The sequence below is a fragment of the Citrobacter sp. RHBSTW-00859 genome, assembly GCF_013729795.1.
GTDB classification, from domain to species: Bacteria; Pseudomonadota; Gammaproteobacteria; order Enterobacterales; family Enterobacteriaceae; genus Citrobacter; species Citrobacter braakii.
This window is the reverse complement of record NZ_CP056284.1, coordinates 2,027,278-2,050,996: the sequence shown is the minus strand read 5'-3', so window position 1 is coordinate 2,050,996 and position 23,719 is coordinate 2,027,278. Positions and strand designations below refer to the sequence as shown.

Genomic DNA, 23,719 nt, shown 5'->3' with positions numbered 1-23,719 from the left:
TGAATACAGGGCTATGGTGTATGCTTTTTGAGGTCGGAATCCCGACCGATTACCGCATGCCGGGGTCAACCTGATTTATCAGCGGCGCTATCCAGAAAAGATTATTACCCGGCAGCAGCGTACGCACATTATGCAGCACTCGATCACCTGCATCGCCGTTGAGCACGCCAGCGGTAACATCTGTGATGGTATCGAGCAGGCCAAACGTCGGGCCGAGAGCGGAGCCAATAAAGCCACGGCTGGCATAGCGAGACTGTGTGCCGGTACCGAGCAGTGCACCCAGCCCCACCATACCGCCGGAGGCTTTTTCTGCCATGTTGTTATATTCCATCAGCGGGCCGAGAATACCGGACCGGTCGATACCTTCAATGGCCAGTTTCTGAGGCGACCAGTCAACCTCTTTGCCGTTTGCAGACTGCTTAAGCGCGTATGTCAGTGCACCGAGCCCTATCTGAAAAGCAGCACCGTAATAAAATTGTGCTGTACCTTCTGATAAACCTCCGATTGTCGCCCGGTTGTATGAAGCTGTGGTAAAAGAGCGAAACTGGAAGATCGACCGTCCGATAGTGCTGCTGGCCCATAACGGAGTATCCCCAACCCCAGGTGTTATAATGATGTTATTTGTATCTTTCAGCACGGCGGACTGAAAAACTCCAGCGACATGCTGATCATCCCATTTATCAAAATTACCAATGTGCCAGCCGTCAACGACTTCTCCATGCTTCTGGAATTCACCACGTATCCGCCCAGCCATGTTTTCATCGATACCGAGTTTTGCCAGTCGGCGTCCGGTAAAAGCCCCTGATAAAATGCCGTCTGAAGTTATCAATCCATTGATTGCTTTATTCACATCGTTAAACTGCCCCATCAGTGTGAGCTTGCCAAATACATCAGTCACTCGATCAAGTCCTGCCTCCGCAGCGTTCGTACGCGTAGAGCTATCTACGAGATCAGCCATTAATCGCGAACGGGTGTTAAGAACAGTTTCAAGCCCGACGGCCATTTTTTCCATTTCGGCTTTACTGGCTTGTAATGCAGGAGAGCGACTAATAAGGGCCCCATAGCCTTTCATCGTTTTACTGAATCCCTGCACCATCACCCCGCGGGCAAGATCGGGAATTGCGGATACGGTCATGCCACCAAGTTTCGTCACAAAATTCACATTGCGCAAAGCTCTTCCTGCACGTACAAAGAAAGATCCAGGGTCGTCCGGCATCTTGTATGTACCCACAAGGCGATCGCGCATAGCCCTAATATCGCGAATATCATTCTCCCTTGCTTTTGCTAACCTCGCCTGATCTGTGGGGTTTGCGCGCATCAGATCATCATATTCATCCTGAATATCCTTAAGCTGCTTTTCCAACGTCCTGTCACCAAACGTCCTGGTAAGCTCTATATCGGGGGCGCTTTCGCGGATATGTCGCTGGAGCACGTAGTTTGCATCACTTTCGAGATATTCACGCATCATACTGTCGGGCAAATTCAACGTTCGTGATTTTGAACTGCCAGGAACCTTGACAGTAAATACGTTAACAAAATCCTGAGGGATCCGCGCACCAACTATTTTGTTAATAGTAGCGTCAGCTGCTATCTCTGCATCCTCTTTAGACATACCCTGAGCTCCACGCGCCCACCAGTTAACAAGAATGTCTCGGAATTTATCACGCTCGTTTACGATTTTCCCGACTCGATACACTCGTGGAAAGTAACTGGTTTGGCCCAGTGCTTTCAGCTCGTCATCCGGCGGGAGAAGCCCTAACTTCTGTTGGGCTACTTTCACGCGGTCTACAACAGTTCTGAGTGCTTTTGCCGTTTCTTGCACAACCGGATTTGCATGGATATCTCCATTTCTCATCGCGTCACCAACCTCTTCACGAAACGCCGTAAAGTTAAGGTCTCCGCCACCAGATTTGTATTTTGCATATGCCTGTTTGTTAGTAACGACAACAGCCGCCTCCTCACGGCGCCAGCTGCGAACCCTTGTTTCCGTAGCAACTGGGGTGGCGTAGCCACGTTCATTACCCCGCAACGTAAAATTATTCTCAGCAAGCTCCAGTGCGGTAATTCTGGTACGGCGCGATGGAGATGTGATGGCACGGGTTAGTGGCGTCATGTAGCCACCCGCCTTAATCGCCGCATCAGCCACTCGACCACCGGCCAGTGTCAGATCGTCAAGATTTGCATCATTAATACGCATCGCACCGACACTTCCACCATCCTGAGCAGCATCAACACCACGTGCGATATCGCTATTAATACTCATACTATCGAGCGCATCAGCCACTTCGCGCGTGGCTGCGGTGCGAACAGAAGGAGACAGCGCGGCGCCAGCCGCCGCAAATACACCACTCATCAACGCACCGGCTGCGACGTGGGAAGCGCTTTCCCCCCACGTGCGGGTAATCTGCTGGTTATTCAGCGCAACCTCGCTCGCTGCTGTTGCAGCTGCACCGATTGCAGCCTGTGATGCAATGCGGGCCACTGCACCCCCCTGAGCGCCGGGAATAAACATCGAAGCGACGGTGACGGGGTCAACAACCCCGGCTGCAATACTGGCGAGAACGCCCTCTCCGCCCGCCTCGGAAAGTACCCGACGGTCTTCGTTTTCGTCGTCTATCTGCTGTTTCAGCCAGGCAGTTTCTTCCGGTGAGCGGGAGTCGGCAAAAGCGGATCCCCATTGTTCATACCCATGCAGCTCGTTTTTATCAACATACGGATTGTACCCGTCTACCGGCTCGAACTGCTTAGCCGGGCGGAACATCTGCCCCAGCAGGTTATTCTGGCGAAATGCTGCGCCCCATACGGATGGCTCATCCTGCTGAGGTACCGGGTTGGTACCTTCGGGCAAAGGAACATCAAACCCGGTTGGTGCCGCCAGCACATTGCCTGCTGGAGTGAATCCGTTATTGAGTTCTTCAGGGGTGGCGTATACCGGCATTATTCAGTGCTCCACGAAAAGTAATTTTTAACCCTGTCCATACGCTCGTTATGCAGACGTTTATATTGTTCATCGAGCGCGCGGTGTTTATCTTTGAACCCACGAATATCCTGACCGCGTTGCAGCTCATTGCGATCATGTTCTTCGCGCTCTTCCTGCATTTTTTTGTATGGCGCCCACTCTTCCAGTGACGGCTTCCAGCGCATCGGCCTGCCGTACGAATCGTAGAACGGTTGTACCGCTTCGATACCATCCTTATCTTTTGTTCGCACCATGATGGCGTAATCGCCATTACGGGCCGTCAGCACATCAGGGGTAATTTCCAGATCGCCACCAATACGTGACTCCGGCGTTTTGCTGGTGACAGGTACCGCGCTACCAGAAGTGATCCCAAGCTGCGCTGGGCTGGTGGTGATCTCGCCCTTGCGCTCGCCGTACATCAGGTTTTCTTTTTCTTCTTTCCACTGTGCCGCTTGCCAGCCTGACGGACCGTAGTTATATAGTGCCTCCGGCGCGTATTTCATAAGTTTTGCGTCGCCGTTAACCTCGCTGATACTCCAGGTGCGGGCGATCTGCTGGTTGGTCATTTTTTTGGCCGCATCCGCATTACCGCCGGTAGTGCGGTAATTGATGTCGTACAGCGACTGGTAATCGTTGCGGAAACGTGCGGCCTCCGGCGTCTGATCGTCGGCAGATGGATTTCCCCAGCTAAAGAAGCCCGACATGCTGCTCACCGCAGAATCCATCGCTTTGCCGCGGTCTTTTTTGTACTCCTTGGTGCTCTGGGTTGATGCCAGTTGCGCTTTGAGTGCATCGGTCTGGTTGTAGGTCAGATTCTGCGCCTGTTCGATAGCGGTATCGGACGCCATGCCAGAATCGGTAAGCTGTTTAACGGTGAGATAAAATCCCTGCATATCCTTTGGCATGTCGCCAACAGACGCGGGATCCGTGTCATAGAGGCGGTTAAATAACTCAGCCCCCTGACGGACCGCCTCAGGACTGCGCGCGCGGGATATCGCCGATAACTGGGTGGTTACCTGCGAAGGGATGATCCCGGTCTGGGCCACCTGTTGCACAATCCCGTCATGGGTGGTGGCGTCGTTAATACGGAAGTTTTGCGCCGTTGGCGTGGCGTCGGCGGCTTTTTGCATGGATTTGTTGGTAGGGTCAAGTTTCTCGCCCATAGACAGCGCTTCGTTAAAACGACGGGTATCACGCTGCGCCTGTATCGCTTCATTGCTTTTCTGCACCAGCGCGCCGAGCTTGCCATACGCATCGAGCTTGAGCGCATAATCTGGGTCATTTGCCTGAGGTTTTAGCTTTGCGATTTCTGCCTGCTGCTGTTCCGGTGACACGTACTGGATCGCCTGGAAGGTTTTGGCATTGTTGATCGCGATGTCGAGCTGCTTAACGGCTTTTGCCCCCTGCTCGCCGTACGCAAACATAATTGATGCTTTATCGGGCATCGCGTCAGGCACTTCCCCGTTGTACAGCTGCACCATCGTATTGTTCAGAATCGGGTCAATTTGCTCGCGCAGCGCCGTACGCTGCTCCCGGATTTTTGACTCGGCAATGTTATCGATTTTGTTGACAGAAACAGGATCGAGGCCTGTTTTGTTTTTACGGTAGCGGGCCAGCCATCCGCGAGTTTCAGCGGGCAGCTTACTGATAAACTCAGACTCAGAAATTTCACCCTTGCGCGGGTCGCCCACTTTGTCGATCAGTTTGTCAACGTTACCCATCCCCCAGTTATAAGCGGCTCCTGCCAGAGTCTCGGAGCCATATTTACCGTAAAGCTGGTTTGCATAGTCGCTGGCAAGTATCGCATTCTGCTGTTCGTCGGCAGGGTTGTATTCCACGCCGCGTTTAGCCGCCAGCTCTTTACCCGTGTCCGGCATAAGCTGGTATTTACCCTGCGCGCCAGCGGGCGAAGTGATAATGCTGCCGTCAGCATTAAAATGCTTACCGCCGGATTCAACAATCCCGATGGCACGCATATCCAGCGCACCGGTGTCTTTCACGGGAAAATCGCCATTTAACCAGCCCTGAGGATTGGTTACCGCATAGTTCTGGGCTCGCTGATCCATAGCGCGTAAGTTGGCCTCAGAAACAGCCTGGTCTATTTGCTCCTGTGACCACCCCTGCGCCTGGCCATACAATGAAATTGAGTGCTGCCGGGCGCTGCGAATCAATGCGGCAGCCTGCGGATCGTCAAACGCCCCCGCTTCCTGTTCAACGGACGATTTAACTGTCGCGTCGAGCTGCTGGCGCTGCGCCTGTTCTGTCTGGCTACGCTCAAAGCTGTTATAAGTGCTGGCTCTGCGGACCTGACCCGCTTTCCACTGCGCGTCAAAATACTGCAGCTGGCTCTGCGGCACGCGTTTACGGGCCTCTTCATAGTCGGAAGAGTCCTGTTTATCCATGTCCAGACCAACGCCAGAAGACTTGAACCCCTGCCGGGTTACCAGCGCGCCGGTCTCCGGGTTTTCCCAGCGGTCACTGGATTTCGCATCAAGATCGGTAAGAATGGCCTGGGTTGCCGCCACGTCCGCTTTATCCTGGGTGCGCTGCAAATCCTCTACAGTCTGACCCAGAGCGGCTCCCAGCCCAGCTACAGCATTACCTATTTGACCAACATTACTGACCCCGATCCGGGTCGGATTAGCCTGCGGCGTAACGTTGCCAAAATTACCCGTTGGAATTCTCACGGTTATTTACTCCCTGCTTTTTTCCAGCCGTTATACGCTGTCCCGCCAGCGCTCAGCAGCGAGCTGCCCGCGCTGATGTAGTCAGATGTTGAAGCATTACGGCCGCTAATGCGGTCGGCAGACGCCTGTGCGTTGAGCCGTGAGCTCTGGTTCGCACCATTCAAAATGGTCTGGTACGCATCCTGCTCCGCATCACCCACGATGCCGGACTGGATACGTAATGCAGTACCTTCCCCCGTGTCCACACCAGACCCAGCAAGAGAAGCTCGCGCTGCAGCTGCCTGTGCTCGTCCAGCTTTACGGATGCGATCGGCTTCCACCCGTGCAGCTGCCTGTGCAGCCTCGGCATCAGCTTCCGCCTGTGCAGCCTGATAGTTGGACATTTTCTTTTGCTGCTGCCCGCTATAAACCGCACCACCAGCCGCAAGAACTGATGCGCCGATCGCCGCAATTTCTATGCCAGTGCACATCGTTACACCTCTTTGGAATAAAGCAGACCGGTACGCGACAGGCCGAGACGTGAATACAAATCGCCGGTGCGTTCTTCATGCACGCCCGTGGTGATCCCCATGTTTATGAGCGCAGCGCCGTGCTCTTCAGCCCAGGTGATAAACGCTTTAGCGAGACGCGGTCCCGCAGTGCCGCCGCGATGCTCAGGAGCAATGAACAGCCCATACTCAAACGCCATCAGCTGGCGGCTGAACCATTGCTCAGCAATCCCCCCGGCCAGCCAGCCGATTACAGCACCGTCTTTTTCGACCACCAGCAGACAACCGGCGGGGGACGAAATAAGGTTGCGGGCGAGCTCTGCGCACTTTCCTTCATCGAAGGGAGAATTCCGCGAATAACGGGACTCGATATACATCCTTGCTCCCAGCTCGATCAGCGCCGGGATATCCCCGGCCGTTGCGTTACGTACCATGTCAGCCCCCGTTACTGGTGAATGTGAAAATAATGGCAAGAAGATGGAATGGCAGCGGCTGGCGCTGCTGGATAAGCAGGGTATCTTCTCCGCGTTCCCAGCCGAGTTTTCCCCAATAGTGATCGCCGGTGAATAATGGAGCGGGCTGGTTGAGGATTTTTGGTCCGAAACGGCGGAACGGAATAACCTGGCCGTTGCACTCCGCGCCAGTCGTTTCGAGGAAACGCATAGTCACTTCGCTGGTGCGTTTTCTCGCGTTCTGTGTCGTACCCTCGGTGGTCTGAACTTCAGGCGTAAGCGTTTCGATCGTGCTTTCAAAGTGCAGGCCAATTTCCACGCTTTTCGCCGGGCGTGAGAGGGTGATCTGACCAGAGGAAACGGTGTACTGCGGCATAACCGCGCCATCGGCCACCACATCAACCGTCTGGCCCTCGAGGTGCGCAAGCCCAGACCATGTCGCAGAACCGGCGCTACTTGTTCCGGTTACTGCAGCATCCGTATAGAGTTTGCTGTCGAACACCTCGACATAACGTACGGTCTGACCGTTTATCTCGCGACGGACGATCGCATAAACCACATCGTCAGCTTCCGATGGTATGGTCGCCACCGACTCAAACGCGCCATCTGTAACCTGACGTGACCATGCAATTACATCCTGACCACGGTCGATAGCCATCGTGACCGCAGCGCCATCAGCCCGAACCATCCAGATAAACGCATCAGGCTGTTGCTGATAGGCCATGTCCAGCACCCCACCAGCGGTGATGTGTTCGGCCAGCACAGTCATATCGTTGGCCGAATAGGAAACAAAGCTGTCGGGGTCGTATGCCACTGCATAAAGCTTGCGGCCAGCGCGCTGCACGAACATGATTTCGGTACCAACGCGCACCGGGCGGATCCCGTTGCAGCCGTACGGGCTTGGATTTTTCACCGAAATATTGGTCGGTGTTATGGCCGCATCGTTGCCGGAGGTGATCGTAAACTCCCCGCCGTAGGTCAGCGCAATCAGGGTATTCATCTGCGCCAGATGCACAATCGGGTTGAGCTGGTCAGAAGACAGCGTGAAGCTGATCGCGTCATCGTCCTCGGTACCAATCTCAAAGGACAGGTAAACGCCCGTTTCGCTCCACCAGATTGTTTGCGGATATTTTGGCGAACCCGCCAGGACAAGGCGCTGCTGGTATAGCGTCACCGCGCCGGGGTACCCAAATTCATTGGTCCAGACCGTGTCCTCACGCGTCCATGAACCCGGTGATGCCGCCTGCGTGGCGGTTAAGTCGCTGCGGATAGTACCAACGGCAACCTGCGGGCTGGTGATGCTTTTAATCAGTACCAGACCACCATTAAGGCGAACGTAGGAGCCCACGTCCTGAGCAACCCAGCCGCCCCCCGTAAATGGAGGTGTTGGGTTGGTGCCTGGATCAGCGTCGCTCAGCGTAAGCGTAATTTCAGAGCCCACGAATTCTTTTACGGACGGCTTACACCACTTCTGCGGTGTATCGCGCACCTCGTCGAATGGCTCAACGACAAATGGCGCTGGCTCAAGCACCCAGTCGGTTTGGCCGCGTCGCTGGAGGCGATGAGGCTTAACAGACTGATGTACCAGAAACATGGTGTCAGCGCCCTGGACATAATTCACAGCAGACAACATATCGGCGGTGTATGGGCTGGCGATTTCATACGGCGTATTGTCGCCATTAACCAGCTGCTTACCGTTCTGATAAATGCGCATGTAGCCATCGCCGAATTCAAGCATGTAGGCCTGAGAACGGTTGAACACGTACGGAATAAGGCGGGATTTTTTATTGCCGAATTTCGTGGCCGCCGCATATCGGCTGCCAGGTCTGCGGACAACGCCACCCTGCACGACCACTACCGCGTTTTCGATAATCTTCGCGCCGTTGGCATAGCGGGCAATATCAACGCGCCCCATCAGGCGTGGGGAAACTTCGCCAGCTGTAAAATTGGTTTTTATAAGGTTCGCGCGCATGTCAGAACCTCGACTCATAAGTTGGATAACCGCCCAGCTCTTCCGGCGGTTCTTCCTGACCATCGACGGCTTTTGCCTGTTTCAGCAGAAATGAGGCCTCCTGCGCCAGGCTATCGCGCAGGCTGGTGGAGCCGGTCACTGCATACGCCAGCTTGGACTGCATCGTCATTTCAGCAACATCCACCAGCGCGGCATCCCATGTGGACTCGTCCTCGTTACGGTAGATATAACGCAGACGAATCACATCTACGTTAGCCAGCAGCCGGCTCCCCTCAATCCGGTAATCAATATCGTCACGTTGTTCGCCAACAGAGAGAACGCGAATCAGGTCGCCAGGCAGCGAAAACTGATAACCGTACCCGAAGACTGGCGCGGCACTGACAGGCGAGAGCACAATGCGTTTTATGGCGCAGTTCCACGGGTGAGCACGGAGTAATTTATTGCGGACTGTAGGGTAAAGGTTGGCGCAAAGACGGGCATGATCCGTGTCTTCGTCGAAATCGTTTATCGGGTGAGCACCCAGCGCCAGAAGTGCGTTTGAGCAGATAGAGACACTCGAAGTCATGGCATAGCCTCAGATGAAAAAAGGCCGGGGGGTATACCCCGGCAAAAACGCCAGCGGCTTAAACAACAAAATCGATGGCGACGACTTTTTTCTCGTTGGCACGGCCAGCACCATAAGACGCATCAACAGAGATCTGAATGGTGTTGTTTTTATCGCGGCGTGGGCCGATATCGACGTTGTACTCAGCGCCGGTACCGAAATGCACAGCGGATTTACACCATGCGACGGCGGTTTTGGTGGTAACTGCCGGACCGCCTGCGGTCGCAGAATCCAGTTTTTCGTATGCCAGCCACTTAAAGCCGAGCCAGTTCCCAGACACTGCGCCTTCCTGCAGCATTTTCACCGCCATGAAGTCGGCAGAAGTCAGCGTGGTATCGCTGAGGATCTGCGTGAGCATGTCGGCGTTGTAGGTGATATACAGCTCTTCACCGTTCTGCTCGTCACACTCGTTGCGGCGGAACATCGCTTTCGCGGCGATCAGCTTGGCTTTGGTCATGCCAGTGCCGCCTGCAACGATTTTCTGCGACGCAGGCAGCGCCACCGGTGCATACGCGCCACCGCTGGATGTTTTACGCATCACAGGGTCGAGCAGCGCACGATAAACAACATCGTCTTTTTTGCGGTTGGAGGCCGCCAGGGTGAGCTGCAGATATGGACCCTGCGGATCGGCCAGCAGTTTACGCAGGTCACGTTTTTCAACTGGCACGAATACAGCATAGTCCGCCATCAACGCGTTACGGGTGCCGGCTTCAGGCAGGTCCCATACGGTGTCACCGAAACGCGTGGTGATCTGCGTCATTTCGATGGTGCCCATATCGTTGATGGTGAACGCTTCGCCGGTGATCATCCCACGGTCGTTTACCGCTGCCTGCAGGCGGGAATCCTTCTGCTGCGCGGCGATTTCGAAAGAATCATGAAACTGCGTGATAAACGCAGCGGTGATCATGTTCTTATTGGCATCAAATGACATAACAATCACTCCAGAAAATATCGCCTGCTGGGTTGTCGGTTGCCCGGCCCGATTAACACAATGCGCGTGGCGCTTACGCACTGCGGGAAAATTCAGTTATCCGGCGTCCCCGCCGGGCTGGTTGTGGGGAGATTGTTAGCGAGGTGTGCGGTCGGAATCCCGACCAAATGAAAAAAGCCAGCGGGTTAGGCTGGCTTTTTGAAGAATGATAAGAGTTATTTAACTTCTAATGCACGTCGACAATCGTCTTCGTTTTCCCATACATCAGAACGGTCATCATGCAGGCGCTGCTTCAGCAGATAACCTTCCAGCATCCAGATTTTATTCACTGCGTTTTCACGCGCAATTTTACGCCCGATCTCAGGGTCGAAATTTTCCGGACTGGCGCAGGCGCTTTCGCCGGTGACGGTGAAGCCGTTGCGCAGTACAAGAACGCAGAAGGTCAGCAATCCAAGACTTTCATGTACCGGGAATGCAGGTGTATCTTTCAGCTCGGTCACATGGGTTGCAGCTTCCCCAAAAACGCCTTGCTGAGCGGTAAAATACAACTCGTGGCTGATGACGCTATCGATGTGCTGCGGAGTAACACGCGGAGCGGTTAAGCCTTTGGCCTGAATTTCCTGCTCGATAGCCACGCAGGAGGGTGCCGGGGATGCGGTTGATACCATGATATTTACCTTTAAAGTTATTTGTCGTGACATGTCACGCTACGGTTTGATCGCCATAACGCTTCTGGTAGTACGCTTTGACCTTCGCAGATACGCGTTCGTGGTCGGCGTGTTTCGGGTCCATATACGCCGGGGACTTCATCAGGTCGCGAATGGTCTGCTGTTCTTCGAGGTTCACATCGCCGCCCGCTGGCACATCCTCCTGCATTTCGGCACCGACTTTAGCCAGCATGCGGATAACCATCGGGTTATTGCCGATCTCGTCAATGCGCCCTCGGTCGCTCTCGTCAGCAAGGGAATTAAACGCCCGGAAAGCCAGACCGATGTTCTGCTTAAACTCTGCGTCAGTCTTCCACACTTCGCGCAGCTGCGTGGTGGCTGCTTCCGAATCAAGCGCAGCGGCACCGCCAACCAGCTCAGGAGCTCGCTGTGCGTATTCGCCCAGGATAAAGCTCATCTGATCGTTGGTGATGCCTTTGGCGTGCGCTGTTTTCATGAAGCCCTGCATGCGCGGATCGGCTTTGAATTCTTCCCAGTTGAACCCCTCAACCTCTACCTTAGGTGCATACTCATCTGCCGTTTTCGGCGGTGCGTCGCCGCTCCCCATGCGTTTTTCAAGGTGAGTGTAATTTTCCGCCAGTTTGCGGGCAGAGCTTTCAATACTGAGCTTTCCGTCTTCGCCCATAACGCGGAATTTCTCAGGTAGCCAGTCATTAGCACCCGGTTCGCCCGCGCCGGTGCTGAGCAGAGAATTACCAGAAGGTTCGCCAGCACCCGGATTATTGCCGCCATCTTCACCACCTCCGTTACCACCGCCTGGCTGTTCTGCGCCCTGCTCAGCGTTCATGAATAAGTGTTTAAGCTTCCACATCGTCTTCTACTCCATCGGCCTTGTTGATTTCGCGCAGGATGTAATCCAGTACGGATCGCTGCCCTGCCCTGTAACACGTTTCACGGTCGCCCTCGGTGCCGCCGGGGACATATGCCGCACGCCCAAAGCGGCGGGTTAATTCTTCCAGCACCTGAGAACCGCCAGGCATTTCTTCAAAAATGCGCTTAAAGTCCTGAGGTGTAGCCTGTTTTAGTCTCATTGGTTACCTGCCAGTCGTTGCCCTATTGCCGCGCCTGCTGTCTGCCCTGCGGCTCCAGCCGCCTCGGTGCCCGCCTGCATCATGAGCTGCTGCTGAGCGGCCTGCTGCTGTGCTTTCTGGCGCTGGTCGCGGAGATCCGCCACAGCATCGGATGAGCGAATTACTTTTGCCGGAACGCCAAGAGCATCAGCCACAACGCGCGTGGCCTCGTCGGTATCGATGAGATCAACAACGTCCTGGCTGATGCCCGCGAGGTTTTGCACGTTAACGCCGAGGCGTTCGATTGCCGTTACGTCTTCCAGCTTCTGGGCGCGTGCCAGAGGTGAGATGTAACGCACATTGAAATTGGCGTTCTGCAGGCTTTCCGGCGGCGGGGAGAAGATGCCTGCGCGGAAAGCGATACCAAAGCAGCGCACCACCAGCAGCTGGAGATATTCCGCCTGGAAACGGCCATACACCGGGCCGAGCAACTGGCGAATCAGCGCGACGCGCACGTGTACCTCGGTTGCGGTCATGGCTGGCCCGTCCTGCGGCTGCAGCTGGTCGGCCATCATGATTTTGCGGATTGACGCCTGCAGGCGCTCTTCGGCAGTGAATGCCACGCTGAAATCTGAACCGGTCAGCAGTGGTTTCATGCTGTCGACGCTGTTCGCCACGATGATGCGACGCGGGCCGACCTTGACCGTGCGCGGGTTGAGTACGCCGTCGTCTTCGGCAATCCACATGCCGGAGATAGCCAGATCCTGCGCGGCTTTCTCCATGCGTTTGGTTTCGTTCAGCTCTTTGCAGTCCGGCAGCGCGTCGTACACCGGGCCGATGCCGTAGGAGCTGCCGGGGATTTTCATCCAGCGCGGAACGCAGCACGGGAATTCGTGATAGCCGGATTCGCGCACAATCTGCTTATTGTTCACGTCGACGTTGTACGACGCAAAGCGCATGTTTTTCGCCAGGCGGGCATCGACCATGTAGGTTTCGCGCGGGAAAATGCAGTGCAGGAAATCGAATTTATCGTCGGGCTTTTGCTTCGCCGCGTCGCGGATCTTCTCGCTGACCTTGTCCGCGCCGAATTCTTTGATGGCCTGCTCTGCGGTAAGCTGGTAGCGGCGGTAGATCGTGTCCACGATGCCATCCTTGCGGGTGGACGTGACATAGCACTGCGCCAGCGGCCACTGCTGGAAGGTGTAGCCGCCCTCTTCGCGGTCCTCGTCGATGTACAGGACGAACCAGCCAGCGCACACCACGTCGAGATTCGCCTCGTAGCCCTCGGCGTCGAAGTTTGCCGCATGGATATTTTCCCAGACCAGCGTTGCGCACTCAGACAGCCAGGCTTTGGCATCGTCCGGAAGCGATTCGCTGTCGAGGTTCAGCCATTGCGCGTTTGCCGGGGTCATGCCGGACATGAGCGCAGAGGCCAGCATTCGGGCGCTATCGGTGGCGGTGCCGTCCAGTAGCTTCGCCACCTTGTGTTTTGCGCTCTGAGCGTCGAGCACTTCGTCAGAGAATCCCGCGCCGCGCAGCGGATAGGTGTAGTCATAGCACTCGCGCCAGACGCTTTCATGCTGCTGGCGGTTGGCTTTCAGCGTGTCAGAACGCTTAATCAGCTTAACGGCGAGTTCATCCATCAGTTACGCCCCCAGAGTGTTTTTCTGCTGCGCCGCCTGCGCACCAGAGGACAGCAGAGAGCTGCCAGAATCAGCCGCACCCTCTGCACCACTGGCGAGAAGGGACGAGCCTTTCTTGCGCTTCTTACGCGCTGCTGCATCTGCGTTTGCCGCTTTTGCTGCTGCATCGGCAGCTGCATCCGCTTCGGCCTGCGGGTCGGTCTGTACGACCTTAGGTGCTCCACCTCCACACATAGCGACCCCCTCTTAGCCCGGAACGTGCCAGCCGTGCTCAGTCAGAACGGGCTTACCCGTAACCGGCTGGCGCTTGCCCTCGTCGTTCGTCACATAGCCCAGCGGCGCGGCGGGCTCCGCCGTGGTGGCTTTTTTGACAAGCTGGAGGAATTCGAGATTGTCGGTCAGCTGCTGGTCAGCCAGGTCGGTATATCCCAGCGTTTCAAAGCGGGCGATGATGGCCGCGCCCTGCTCGTTGATGGTACCGAGCAGAGTATTGCGCTCAGCGAGGGCGGCATCGTCCAGCAGGCTGGCAACGCGCTGCTGGATTACTTCCTGCTCTGCGCGCTTGCCGTCAGCATTAAGCGTCTGGATCTCAGTCGCTGTAATTGGGGCGTCAGCAACGGTCTGGTTAACGGGGACAGAATTAAGCAATTGCCCTTCCGCCACGATATTGGTTGTATCGGTACCAGCAGTTTCCTGCCCCGGCACTTCAACGTTTTTTCTTGGTCGACCCATTTTGGATATCTCCGGATGAATGGTGAGCGGTCATTGTTATTTGCATGCCTGGTCAGTTTCCCGACCAAAACGCGATTTACGGAAGGTGAACCACTGGCGATGCAAAACCGTGGGTAATTTTTTTCTGTCAGAGCTGGTTGCCATGCACCAGAGCGCAATAAGTGCCTCACCATGACCGTGGCGAGGTTCTGATCCTGACTTCCAGCCCAGAACGGCAGATTTCGAAACGCCAAGTTCGTTGGCAATTTCCTGTGTCGTGAGGTTTTTTCTGGTCAGGTCGGTAATGACCCGGAACCAGTCGGTTTTGAAGGTGGCAACCAGCGGCATTTATCACCCCCCAAAACGCGCGCGCGCGCGAGCATAGAGAAGGGAAAAATCGCCCGCCGCTGTGGTGAGAAAAGAAAGGAAACAGAATATTGTTCTTTCCGGATGCTGGGCGCCATTAAACTTTTTGGTGTTTCCTGCTACCTCTAAGAGTGGAATTAAATTCTGCATAATCGTAATTCCCCGACTTCAATGGTCACCTGATCCAGTAACTCAGTCTCGGTACCGTAATTTTTTTCCCATGTTTTCTGGCCTGCGTGGATAGCAACGCCGTGCCCGCCGGTTCTGTGGTGAGGTGCGCAGAGAGGTAATGTTTTTTTGTGGTCTGCACGCTGGGCCATTCCCTGCCCTGCGCGTATGTGATGAATTTCTGCAGGTGATGCACCGTAGCCAAGATTTCGGCATACAACGCAACCCAGAGAGGCAACGTCGGCCAGCCAGCGTTTATCGTCGTTAGTCATGGCGATATTTCTTACGCTGCATAGCTGAATAATTGTGAGGCTGCGTTTTCTGCGGCCTGCTGTGTTGGGAATGTGCGGTACAGGATGAAATTCCAGAGCACATCGAGAACGGATTTGTAGAGCTGGGAAAATTCGATATCGTCCATTTTTGCGAACGATATGGATTTTGGTTCTTTGCGGGTGGTGCCGTCAGGCATTTCGTATTCGGTGTAAAAACCTGCCTGAATAGTTACCCAGAAGCGGAACGCCTCAAACGATTTTACTGCGCTGATATTTCCGGCGCGTTTTTCTGCTTCGTCGCGGAGATACTGATCGGCCAGTTCCTGGAGTGTTTCTTCATGCCCGGCATAATGGGCCACCAGCTGCACATACCCACGAACCAGTTTTTTATCGGCCGGGGAAATGGTTCCGCCGGTCGGCTGCCAGTAATCAAACCCCAGATTAAGCAACGCGAAGAATTTGCGATGAAATGCCGGATTGCGCGCTTGTTTAAAGTCGGCGTAAAGCACAGCGCCCATGCGACATTTTTTTTCGATAAATTCTCGCGCTTCCGGCGTTGCCGGGATTAATACTCCGCCTGCTGATTTTACAAAAGAATACTGCGCCATTGGTTTCCCCTTTAGCGCAGCAATTGCTCAGAAATACAGGTTATCGGGTGTTCAGCCCGATGCCCTAATTATACCTTAGTTTTGTCTTTTTCGACAATGGTAAAACCGGACAATTCAGCCAATTCAAACAACGACTTAAGTGATGCAAGGTGCTCATCATCATGAGCAATTCGTAGGGCTGATATTTTGCCGTTTCTGAGGGTCACGAGTACGCGGCCGTTATCGGGAAGATGATCCCCAATCTCCGTTTTTTCAATCACGCCTCCCCCTCTCAAACGACTGTATAAAATTACAGTATATATACTCCCAAGTGGCAGGAAGTGCAAATCCTTAAGAGCACAAAACGTTAAAATAATTGAAAATGGAATTTCGTATTGCTTTGTTTTTAAACAAAAAAACCGCCGTTTCCGGCGGCAGTATACTTTGCTGCGCTGACTCATACTGTCAGTATGAACTTTTTCCATCCAGTAGTTACCCAGCACTGAGAATCGCCAGACATGATGCAGCTTTTAACCGGAAGCGCGTCGCCGCATTTGGTGCATTTGCTGGCGCGTATACGCTTAATGCGGTTGCGCATCCGTGCATCATCCTGGCGGATCAGCAGCGCGATGTACTCGGTCATATCGTACGGCGCTCTCCCCGGGCGGCGTGATGCACAATTGCGCTCGAGCATTTCAATCTCCTGAGTATCCAACTGCAGCTCCAGCTTGCGGTTACCAGCTTCAGCCTGGCGGGCGCGCTGGGCTTTTTTTCGCTCAGATGCTGTCTTAGCCATATCACTCTCCTTTAGCGGTGCCAGCGAGCTGCTTAACGTCATGCATGAATCGCGCAAGCAATTTAGGCTCAGGCCATTTTAATTCGCTGGCGTAGATGATTTCGTGTAAACGAGTAATGGTGAAGCAATCGGCATCGCTCATATCGATTTCAGACCACATAGTTTTTGCTTCCCTGGCCTCCAGCTCAGCAATCCGCTTCTCTGCGGCTTCCAGCTCATCCAGCAGCGCCTTAGCCTCATCCTCTTTCAGCACCACTGTGTCAAAGCTTTCGGTCTGCTTTTTGATTTTTGCAATCAGCGCCTGTTTGTCGATGTTGCTCATTGGGCGGCCTCCATTGCAGGTAACTCAGAAAGCTGTTGAAACCCCTCTTCTAGTTCGCAAAATTCTATCGAACCAGTGAATTCAGGCTCATTAAGCTTCAGGCGAACAAAATCAGCCGATGCCTGATCGAGAGTCACAGTCCACCAACCATATTCATCTCTGCTAGCACCGCTTCCGTCGTACTCGACATCAGCGACCAGGCCTTTCTCTTTCAGAATTTTGTTAATTTTGCGACGAGTGCTCATTGGGCGGCTCCGGGCTTGCGAGTTAACTGGTTGATGTAGCGCTGGAGTTGATTCCAGATACCTACATGCACGTTATGGGCATCCACGCAGATATTGTGAATTTCCACATCCTTCACCCCATGCACGCCTACCATGCCGACTTCATTAAGCTCATGCATTTTTGAAGCGCTAACGCGCTGAGCCTTACGCATGCGGTTTACTATTTTGCGATGTGTCATGACTGCACTCCTTTGCGAAGCTCGTCGGCGAAGTCTTCAGCGTTTTCACCCGAGACCCACCAAGAATCCCTGGCGTCAGAAGAGTGGGCACGCTTCGATTCTTCTTTGCACTTTGATGCAAACATCTCCACACCCTGCGCCCGCACTTCAGCCAGGAAAGCGTCGGTCGCTGTCGTATCAACGCGGATGCTGTCTCGCAGGATAAAGAATGCATCTAGCATGCCTGTCTCAGGCGTTTCATCCTGATGTTTCTCATACGCATCAAGAGCCTTCATCATCTCAGCTCCGAATGGCTGAGGGTGCGCAGACTTCAGCCCTGCATTCTCCGCAGCCAGCGCATTACTGCGAGCCAGCTGCACATCCAACTGCGTAGCAAGATTGGAAACCATCTTCGCGATCTCGATCAGCGGCGTATCATTGCTGATAGCTTTTGCCAGTGCGTGTCCGGCATTGATTAATTCTTTGTTATTCATCGTTAAATCCTTCTCTCTGCGCGCGCCAGTAATTTAAGCGCTCTCTAAAAAACTCTCGTTGACTCTCCGGCGTTGCCTCGATCTGCTGAACGACCGCGTAACGTGTGATTTTCTTCTCATAGAGCTGGCGCACTAGCGCAGCAGCGCACATGTCGTAATGCTCTTTGAGCTGAAATTCCTGCGGCCATTTGGCGCGATTGAGGGGTAAGCCGGGCGGTAGGTAATCCGATTGCCCGGCCATGCCTTAATCCTTCACGCTTTTCTCTGAATGGGTGTAAAAACGAGGATCAACACTTTTCAAGGTGAAATGAGTCACTGGCATTTCATCGTGACGCTCAATGCCAACGTATTTGGACTGAACCATGCGCCAGATACGCTTTTGCAGTTGGCCGGGGGTAATGTTGATGTCCGGGTGATATTTTTTGATCGCAGCGAGGATGCCCTGATACGAAAGGGTTTTGCCCTTCATCAGCGCCACCAGCTTTTGTGCTGATAACTCTCTGGAGGCCTTTTGGGATTCCGCTTTTGCTTTGCGTGCAATCGGAGTGATCGACTCCAGAAGGAGGCGGCATCGGCCCGGTGCGCCGACGCGCTGCCCGGTGAGCTTGTCGTAGTTTTCATTGCTCCCGGCACTCCAAACGGTGGCAGTCTCGCGGATTTTTACCGTTTTTTCGCCTTTAGCAGTGATAACCGTCGCAGTGTGGGTTTTGAGCCAACGCCCTGAGGTGTTAACGGCTTGCACAGGTGCTTTTTTTGTTTTCGCTACGCGATAAACAGGGTTTACCTGGATCGGGCGGGGTGCCGGAACGTAACAGGCTCGATTTCGGGCACGCGCGCCAGCATTCATACGCCAGATGATTACTGGCCCCCAGTCACAACCATCATCTGCGCTGGTGGTTTTTGCATACAGTAAATCGGTCATTGGTCTTTCCTCGTTGGTTAATTAGCGCTGGTCAGGCGCGGTCAAAACGGTTCGGTGTTGTATTTGTCGGAATACCGACGCTGTTGTTTTTTGGGTTTGGCTGCCTCCAGTTGAATGCGGGTTTTCTCTTTCCCGACATGTTGATCGATTGGCAAGAAATGGCCGTTCTTGAATTCCTGGTAAATCACGGTACCGGATGCGGCAAAACGGCACTTACCGAGAATGACCTCAGCCACGCCAGCAGCAGGGCTTTCAGGGTCATAAACCTCGTCGCGGTACAGAAACAGAATGCTGTCGGCGTCCTGCTCAATAGAGCCGGAATCACGCAGGTCTGACATCACCGGGCGGCGCTGTGCTGCCGGGCGCGCATCAACGGCACGGGAGAGCTGGCTCAGCGCGAAAGTGGGCGTGTGCAGGCGCATAGCCATCGTTTTGAGGTTTCGCGAAATATGCGCGACGGCGAGATCGTTACGCTCTGCTTTTGGTTTTTTTATCAGGCCGAGGTAATCGACCATAATCATCGCTAAATGCGGGTGGCGGCGTTTGTGCGTTTCAGCGATCGCGCGGATTTGTTCGACGGTCAAATCAGTAGCGTCAACAATCCAGATATCACGATCGTTGAGTGTGGCCATCGCTGATGTCAGGCGCGCCCAGTCCTCGTCATACATGTCCTGAGGGTTACGCAGCCGTGACACAGAAAGGTTTCCGGCGCCAGCCAGTGAGCGCTCAACGATCTGCGTGGCAGCCATTTCCATACTAAAAATCAGCGCGCCGCCGCCTTTGGCCGTTACCCCTTCCACCACGGTGAGCGCGAACTCTGTTTTACCCATGCCCGGGCGGCCAGCAACGACGATAAGATCCTGTGGGTTAATTCCTCCAGTGGCGCTATCGAGATCCGAAATACCCGTCAGCAAATTGCGGGTCGATTCATCGCCATCCATGCGTTTTTGCACGGTATCCATGTAAACAGGCAAAAGCTCGTTGATATGCACCGGCTGAATGTCGCCAGTGTCAGCAGTCATGTCCAGAAGCTGTGCGACGGCGTTCTCTACCACCTGATCGCGTTGTTCCTGGTTTGCTGCCTGCCGGATGCCGTCGGCTCCGTCCTGCAGCAGTTTCGCCAGAGCACGGCTGCGCCATGCTTTGACCATCTTCCCTGCATACCCTTTCAGGTTTGGTACCGTGGCGGGGATGCGTGAAATATCTGATAAATCGGCCAGGCTTGAGCCACCCAGCGCCTCGCTGATAAAAAGCATATCGATCATGCCGTTCGCCAGGGCTTGTTTTTTTATTTCACTGAAAGCGCGGCGATGGAATCCGATGCTGAATGATTCCTCCGGAGTGCTGGCGATTACATCGAACGCATCTGGTGTTGCACCGCCATTCAGCAGGCCAGCCAGCACACAGGCTTCGAGATCCTGAGGGCTCACAGTGCACCTTCCCTTGTCTTACGCAGTGTTTCCGGTTTCATGAGGTAATCAAAACTGGCGCGCCAGCCGTCGCGGTGTTCGCCGCCAAAGTAAAAATCTGGTGCGGTATTGCGGAATTTTTCCAGGTAGCCTAGAAACGCCCCCGTGGTTTTATTCATCATGTGAGCCGCAAGGCGCGTAATTTTCTGGCGGCGATCAGCGTCAAGGGTCGCGGCTGGCAGCACATCGGCGAAAATCTCGTTGTAACCATCGATAACAGCTGCCGGATCAATACTGGCATCGGTAGTGGCCCATGCCTCAGCGTCAGCGAGATAGCCATCGAACCGGCTAACCCGGCAGATATTTGCTGGTTTTGGTGCACCAGCACCACGGCGCCGCCAGGTAGCCAGAACCCAGCGGATAACCAACTGCAGTTCGGTCAGGGTGTACCCTTCGCGCGTTTTGGTCGGTGTCAGCATGAGCACAAACGGCTTAACGTCACGGCAACGGGTACCGGTGCAGTCGTTATAAAACTCGAGGGCTTTTTTCGCGTCAGCGAGAATAATTTCCTCGCCCTCCCCCATTTGGGGGTTAGGGGGATCTAGATCTTTATTCTCTGTTGTATTCTCTGTAGGAGATCGGGTCATTTTGACCTGTGGGGACTGGTCATTTTGACCTGATGCTTTGGTCATTTTGCGATCTTCGATTGGTTCATTTTGACCTAATCGATTGGTCACTGTTTTAGAGGGGCCAGAAAGCTTGTCGAGATTATCGTAATTTATTGAATACCATTTTGTTTTATCCCAGGCATCACTATTGAAATCACCGATATCAACCAGCCCCAGCTTTTCGAGTTTTGCCAGTGCGCGTTTTGTTGTCGATTCGCTCCAGAATGGGAACTGGGTTTGCCACTCAGAGACGCTGTTGTATACCCAGTAACGACCCTCAAAGAAATTCTTGGAGGAGTTCATCCAGTAGTGGATTTGCTGCAATACCAGAGCTTCGTTAAGCCCTATTTCGCATGCTAAGGATGGAAGCACCAGTAATGGTTGCTCATTGATAAGTAAACGGCTCATGATCAAATCCCCAGCATTTCGGCGATTTGACGGCATGCCGCCTGATATTCCTCAGGTGACAAATTCATTTCGCGGAGTTCTTCTTTCAGTTTTTCATACTGCGCCCAGATAGATAACGCAGCTGCGCGGCGACCTTCGAAAATATCTTCGATGTCTTCCATGACGGCCGGTGCGCCATTCAAACGGAAGCCGTTCCGCCAGGTAATGCGGTCAATTGAATTCAGCATGTTGGTCTTTCCTCGGTACAGTTAAACGCTGGTCAGGCGCTGTGTTTCCTGGATGGCTTGCAATGCCTGGGCTATCCTCTGCGGTCTATCCCTGGCATCCAGCAGTAGCGCGATGATCGCCGCAGCAAACTCGCGTATCGCTACGCATATCAAATGCTGAGTAGTCATTCCCAGCTGCGCGTATCGTTCTGCGGGCAGCGCCGCTTCCATCGCCTTAGCCAGTGCTCTTGTTTTGGCTCTTGCCGCTTTGGTGTCGCCACGTAACCAGCGAAAAATTTGCTGGCGATTGTTGTTTATGGCCCGCCAGTCGGCGTTACCCATTGGATCTTCCATCTGGTGAAGCTTTACCGTGCTGGTGTTGCCGCCCATTCGGAACCACATGCGTGTGATTTCGATGGCAACATGTTCCTGCCCGCGCTCTACGGCCCAGTTGAAGATCTCCCGTTTCAGTTCTTCGAGGTTTTCCACTTCCTTCGCGTCTCCTGTCGCTGAAAACCTGATTAGGCTTAATCAGATTTATTGGTTGCTGATTGTTAGGCTGCTGCCCTGTCTGGAATCCCGTCTTTTGGGTTCGGATATAGATCAGGGCGCAGATCATGGGGTGTTACCTGGAATTCAGTTGCGGCAGCCCACTTAAGTGCTGTGGCCGCGCCAAGAAGACACTCTCCGGAGGCGACACGGCTGACATATCCCTGTGTCCGCCCTACGAGTGCGGCAAATGCTTTCTGGCGAACACCAGAAGTTTTTAGAAATGTTTTGAGATCCATCGATCCTCCTGGGTTGTATGAGACAAGCAAATATTAGTATCACGAATATAGAGGTGTCAACAGTAACACGCTTGGGAGTTGATTAATTTTACGAATAATATGGATGCCATGAGAAAGAAAACGCTTGATGCAGCTGAAACTGATGCCGCGCAAAGACTGCGCGACATATGGGATAAGAAAAAAGTAACTTTACGCCTTACGCAGGAAAAGGCGGCGGATGCTCTTGGCTTCAGCACACAAGCGACTGTAAGCCAGTATTTACGTGGAAGCATCCCCCTCAATACCGATGCAACATTGAAATTCGCCGCGCTTCTTGGCGTTAAGCCTGAGGAAATCCGCCCCGACCTAGCTGAAATGATGAACTACGTTCGTGCTACCGGTTCGCATGTTCAAGACTACTCAGCTGCTGGCTGGAGGCTTTTGACTCCAGGCGACGCAGAGCTTTTAGAGCTTTACGAAAGGCTGCCACAAAGCGAGAAAGAAAGGCATCTATCTGATTTAAAGGAAAAAGTTAAAGATTTTGACCGGCTTTTCGAGGAACTTCTGGCCACCAGAAAGCAATAACCACCTTCCCCAAACAATCCCGCAAATGCGGGATTTTTTTTATTCTTAATTTTCAAACACATGCAAACAATATTCGCATTGCGATTATTTTTAGCTTGACCTCAAATATACGCATAACTAATATTCAAATCACCAACGACGCACTAACCACGCGGCAGTTGTTCAGAAAAACGTTCTGACAGTCTGGAAAGACAGGCACCAAATTCGCGGGTCGCCGCCAGTACGATGACATGCGGGAAAGACCGCAATGAATGCGAATTGCTGTGTGTAGTCTTGGCCCCGGCGCCCGGGGCATTTTTTTCACACGGTAACGAGGAAAGACCAACGGGACTGACCACCCTGACAGCCGGGAAAGACCGGCAACCTTCAGGCGTAAAAAAGCCCACCGGAGTGGGCTGATTTACCCCAGCGGAGACCAATCCGCCAGGAGTGCTACAGGGGACCAACCCTGTAGCGAGGAAAGACCAACGACAGAGTCGCCGATCGGCTCTGAGTATACATCACCAAGGAGTCGCTATGGAAGCGCTTACCATCCCCGTAACTATCTACGTTATGGCAACAACCAATCCATATCTACCAACGTCTTATCACTCATTCACCTGTGACATGTCACAGAAATATCCTGATTCGTACGTGCTTGTTACTACCAAAACGGTAGAGATTGCCATTCCTGCTTTAGAGCCTATCGATATTATCGGGATGCAGGTTAATGCCCTTCGCGCGAAGAAAGAGCAAATATCTGCTGATGCCAACAAACAGTTAAGCGTTATTGAAGACCAGATCCAGCAGCTGCTGTGCATCGACCACTCTCCGATTGAAGAAAGCGACGTCCCTTTTTGAGGTTCCTATGACAAATAACTCATTCATCGAAAAAATAATCGATGCTGGCTTATCAGTATTTGAGCACGAAAATAATAGCGACTTTGGTTCAGGGACTATGCATATCACCATTATCGGCGGTGTTCGTCGTGTCGAGTTCTACCCTACTACTGGCACCGTTTACGCCAATGCTGAAAAGGGAAAATTTCCGGCGTTCAAGCAGAAAAAAGCCGGGATTAAAGTTGCTATCCGTTTAGCTAAATCCGGCGCGTGACCTGCGCCTGCAACCAAGAGGAAAGACCA

At 53.6% G+C, this 23,719-nt stretch carries 32 protein-coding genes; 3 read left to right on the top strand and 29 right to left on the bottom strand.

Annotation, left to right across the window (positions count from 1 at the left end; all coding sequences use genetic code 11):
* Nucleotides 1–49 precede the first annotated feature (49 nt).
* From HV302_RS10175 to HV302_RS10035, 29 genes are all read right to left on the bottom strand, one after another.
* The gene (locus HV302_RS10175; protein WP_049122000.1) at nt 50–2,938 is read right to left on the bottom strand and encodes a hypothetical protein; all 2,889 of its coding nucleotides are present in this window, start codon (nt 2,936–2,938) and stop codon (nt 50–52) included.
* On the bottom strand, nt 2,938–5,646 hold the full coding sequence (locus tag HV302_RS10170; RefSeq protein ID WP_181627292.1) for a transglycosylase SLT domain-containing protein: 2,709 nt from the start codon (nt 5,644–5,646) through the stop codon (nt 2,938–2,940). The genes HV302_RS10175 and HV302_RS10170 overlap by 1 nt, the downstream gene beginning before the upstream one ends.
* A 2-nt stretch (nt 5,647–5,648) precedes the next feature.
* Nucleotides 5,649–6,116, bottom strand: a complete 468-nt coding sequence (locus HV302_RS10165) for a hypothetical protein (protein ID WP_181627291.1) — start codon at nt 6,114–6,116, stop codon at nt 5,649–5,651.
* 2 nt (nt 6,117–6,118) lie between these two features.
* Nucleotides 6,119–6,568 (bottom strand): GNAT family N-acetyltransferase, encoded by a 450-nt coding sequence (locus HV302_RS10160; RefSeq protein WP_001619036.1) that lies wholly within the window; start codon nt 6,566–6,568, stop codon nt 6,119–6,121.
* A 1-nt stretch (nt 6,569) separates the two neighbouring features.
* A complete protein-coding gene (locus HV302_RS10155; protein ID WP_160387465.1) occupies nt 6,570–8,558 on the bottom strand; it encodes a hypothetical protein in 1,989 nt (662 codons plus the stop codon).
* A 1-nt stretch (nt 8,559) separates the two neighbouring features.
* Nucleotides 8,560–9,123 (bottom strand): hypothetical protein, encoded by a 564-nt coding sequence (locus tag HV302_RS10150; protein WP_181627290.1) that lies wholly within the window; start codon nt 9,121–9,123, stop codon nt 8,560–8,562.
* Nucleotides 9,124–9,181: 58 nt separating this feature from the next.
* Complete coding sequence (locus HV302_RS10145; RefSeq protein WP_181627289.1) at nt 9,182–10,093, bottom strand: phage capsid protein; 912 nt, start codon at nt 10,091–10,093, stop codon at nt 9,182–9,184.
* A gap of 215 nt (nt 10,094–10,308) precedes the next feature.
* A complete protein-coding gene (locus HV302_RS10140; RefSeq protein WP_110820427.1) occupies nt 10,309–10,761 on the bottom strand; it encodes a Gp49 family protein in 453 nt (150 codons plus the stop codon).
* Nucleotides 10,762–10,795: 34 nt separating this feature from the next.
* Nucleotides 10,796–11,632, bottom strand: coding sequence for a hypothetical protein (locus tag HV302_RS10135; RefSeq protein ID WP_110820428.1), 837 nt, complete (start codon nt 11,630–11,632; stop codon nt 10,796–10,798).
* Nucleotides 11,619–11,852 carry a Bbp19 family protein gene (locus tag HV302_RS10130; protein WP_110820429.1) on the bottom strand — a complete coding sequence of 78 codons (234 nt, stop codon included), beginning with the start codon at nt 11,850–11,852 and terminating at the stop codon, nt 11,619–11,621. Before HV302_RS10130 ends, HV302_RS10135 begins: the two co-directional genes overlap by 14 nt.
* Nucleotides 11,849–13,474 carry a portal protein gene (locus HV302_RS10125; protein ID WP_110820430.1) on the bottom strand — a complete coding sequence of 542 codons (1,626 nt, stop codon included), beginning with the start codon at nt 13,472–13,474 and terminating at the stop codon, nt 11,849–11,851. The genes HV302_RS10130 and HV302_RS10125 overlap by 4 nt, the downstream gene beginning before the upstream one ends.
* Before the next feature lie 3 nt (nt 13,475–13,477).
* A complete protein-coding gene (locus HV302_RS10120; protein ID WP_015571350.1) occupies nt 13,478–13,708 on the bottom strand; it encodes a hypothetical protein in 231 nt (76 codons plus the stop codon).
* 12 nt (nt 13,709–13,720) lie between these two features.
* On the bottom strand, nt 13,721–14,206 hold the full coding sequence (locus HV302_RS10115) for a hypothetical protein (RefSeq protein ID WP_058662367.1): 486 nt from the start codon (nt 14,204–14,206) through the stop codon (nt 13,721–13,723).
* Between the two features lie 36 nt (nt 14,207–14,242).
* A complete protein-coding gene (locus HV302_RS10110; RefSeq protein WP_017384458.1) occupies nt 14,243–14,533 on the bottom strand; it encodes a hypothetical protein in 291 nt (96 codons plus the stop codon).
* 155 nt (nt 14,534–14,688) lie between these two features.
* Entirely contained in the window at nt 14,689–14,991 is a 303-nt protein-coding gene (locus HV302_RS10105; RefSeq protein WP_181627288.1) for a Ref family recombination enhancement nuclease, read from the bottom strand.
* A gap of 11 nt (nt 14,992–15,002) precedes the next feature.
* A complete protein-coding gene (locus HV302_RS10100) occupies nt 15,003–15,599 on the bottom strand; it encodes a DUF1367 family protein (protein WP_181627287.1) in 597 nt (198 codons plus the stop codon).
* Between the two features lie 68 nt (nt 15,600–15,667).
* Complete coding sequence (locus tag HV302_RS28250; RefSeq protein WP_326928705.1) at nt 15,668–16,063, bottom strand: hypothetical protein; 396 nt, start codon at nt 16,061–16,063, stop codon at nt 15,668–15,670.
* Complete coding sequence (locus HV302_RS10090) at nt 16,036–16,374, bottom strand: hypothetical protein (RefSeq protein ID WP_181627286.1); 339 nt, start codon at nt 16,372–16,374, stop codon at nt 16,036–16,038. The genes HV302_RS28250 and HV302_RS10090 overlap by 28 nt, the downstream gene beginning before the upstream one ends.
* A 1-nt stretch (nt 16,375) precedes the next feature.
* On the bottom strand, nt 16,376–16,696 hold the full coding sequence (locus HV302_RS28245; protein ID WP_326928704.1) for a hypothetical protein: 321 nt from the start codon (nt 16,694–16,696) through the stop codon (nt 16,376–16,378).
* On the bottom strand, nt 16,693–16,941 hold the full coding sequence (locus HV302_RS10080; protein ID WP_181627285.1) for a hypothetical protein: 249 nt from the start codon (nt 16,939–16,941) through the stop codon (nt 16,693–16,695). The genes HV302_RS28245 and HV302_RS10080 overlap by 4 nt, the downstream gene beginning before the upstream one ends.
* Nucleotides 16,938–17,159, bottom strand: coding sequence for a hypothetical protein (locus HV302_RS10075; protein WP_047720581.1), 222 nt, complete (start codon nt 17,157–17,159; stop codon nt 16,938–16,940). Before HV302_RS10075 ends, HV302_RS10080 begins: the two co-directional genes overlap by 4 nt.
* Nucleotides 17,156–17,632 (bottom strand): hypothetical protein, encoded by a 477-nt coding sequence (locus HV302_RS10070; RefSeq protein WP_181627284.1) that lies wholly within the window; start codon nt 17,630–17,632, stop codon nt 17,156–17,158. The genes HV302_RS10075 and HV302_RS10070 overlap by 4 nt, the downstream gene beginning before the upstream one ends.
* Entirely contained in the window at nt 17,625–17,873 is a 249-nt protein-coding gene (locus HV302_RS10065; RefSeq protein WP_181627283.1) for a hypothetical protein, read from the bottom strand. The genes HV302_RS10070 and HV302_RS10065 overlap by 8 nt, the downstream gene beginning before the upstream one ends.
* Nucleotides 17,874–17,876: 3 nt before the next feature.
* The gene (locus tag HV302_RS10060; RefSeq protein WP_181627282.1) at nt 17,877–18,554 is read right to left on the bottom strand and encodes a hypothetical protein; all 678 of its coding nucleotides are present in this window, start codon (nt 18,552–18,554) and stop codon (nt 17,877–17,879) included.
* Between the two features lie 41 nt (nt 18,555–18,595).
* Nucleotides 18,596–19,984: a replicative DNA helicase gene (locus HV302_RS10055; protein ID WP_181627281.1), complete on the bottom strand. Its 1,389-nt coding sequence runs from the start codon at nt 19,982–19,984 to the stop codon at nt 18,596–18,598.
* Nucleotides 19,981–21,039, bottom strand: a complete 1,059-nt coding sequence (locus HV302_RS10050) for a replication protein RepO (protein ID WP_181627280.1) — start codon at nt 21,037–21,039, stop codon at nt 19,981–19,983. Before HV302_RS10050 ends, HV302_RS10055 begins: the two co-directional genes overlap by 4 nt.
* Before the next feature lie 2 nt (nt 21,040–21,041).
* Complete coding sequence (locus HV302_RS10045; protein WP_017384467.1) at nt 21,042–21,266, bottom strand: hypothetical protein; 225 nt, start codon at nt 21,264–21,266, stop codon at nt 21,042–21,044.
* A gap of 21 nt (nt 21,267–21,287) precedes the next feature.
* Nucleotides 21,288–21,734 (bottom strand): toxin YdaT family protein, encoded by a 447-nt coding sequence (locus HV302_RS10040; protein WP_017384468.1) that lies wholly within the window; start codon nt 21,732–21,734, stop codon nt 21,288–21,290.
* Nucleotides 21,735–21,799: 65 nt separating this feature from the next.
* Nucleotides 21,800–22,033, bottom strand: coding sequence for a YdaS family helix-turn-helix protein (locus HV302_RS10035; RefSeq protein ID WP_181627279.1), 234 nt, complete (start codon nt 22,031–22,033; stop codon nt 21,800–21,802).
* Between the two features lie 108 nt (nt 22,034–22,141).
* Here HV302_RS10035 and HV302_RS10030 point away from each other — a divergent pair, with 108 nt between their 5' ends.
* The 3 genes from HV302_RS10030 to HV302_RS10020 all read left to right on the top strand — a co-directional run bounded on the left by HV302_RS10030 (nt 22,142) and on the right by HV302_RS10020 (nt 23,690).
* Nucleotides 22,142–22,597, top strand: coding sequence for a helix-turn-helix domain-containing protein (locus HV302_RS10030; protein WP_181627278.1), 456 nt, complete (start codon nt 22,142–22,144; stop codon nt 22,595–22,597).
* Between the two features lie 516 nt (nt 22,598–23,113).
* Entirely contained in the window at nt 23,114–23,437 is a 324-nt protein-coding gene (locus HV302_RS10025) for a hypothetical protein (protein WP_023282796.1), read from the top strand.
* Nucleotides 23,438–23,444: 7 nt separating this feature from the next.
* The gene (locus tag HV302_RS10020) at nt 23,445–23,690 is read left to right on the top strand and encodes a hypothetical protein (RefSeq protein ID WP_134898686.1); all 246 of its coding nucleotides are present in this window, start codon (nt 23,445–23,447) and stop codon (nt 23,688–23,690) included.
* Nucleotides 23,691–23,719 lie beyond the last annotated feature (29 nt).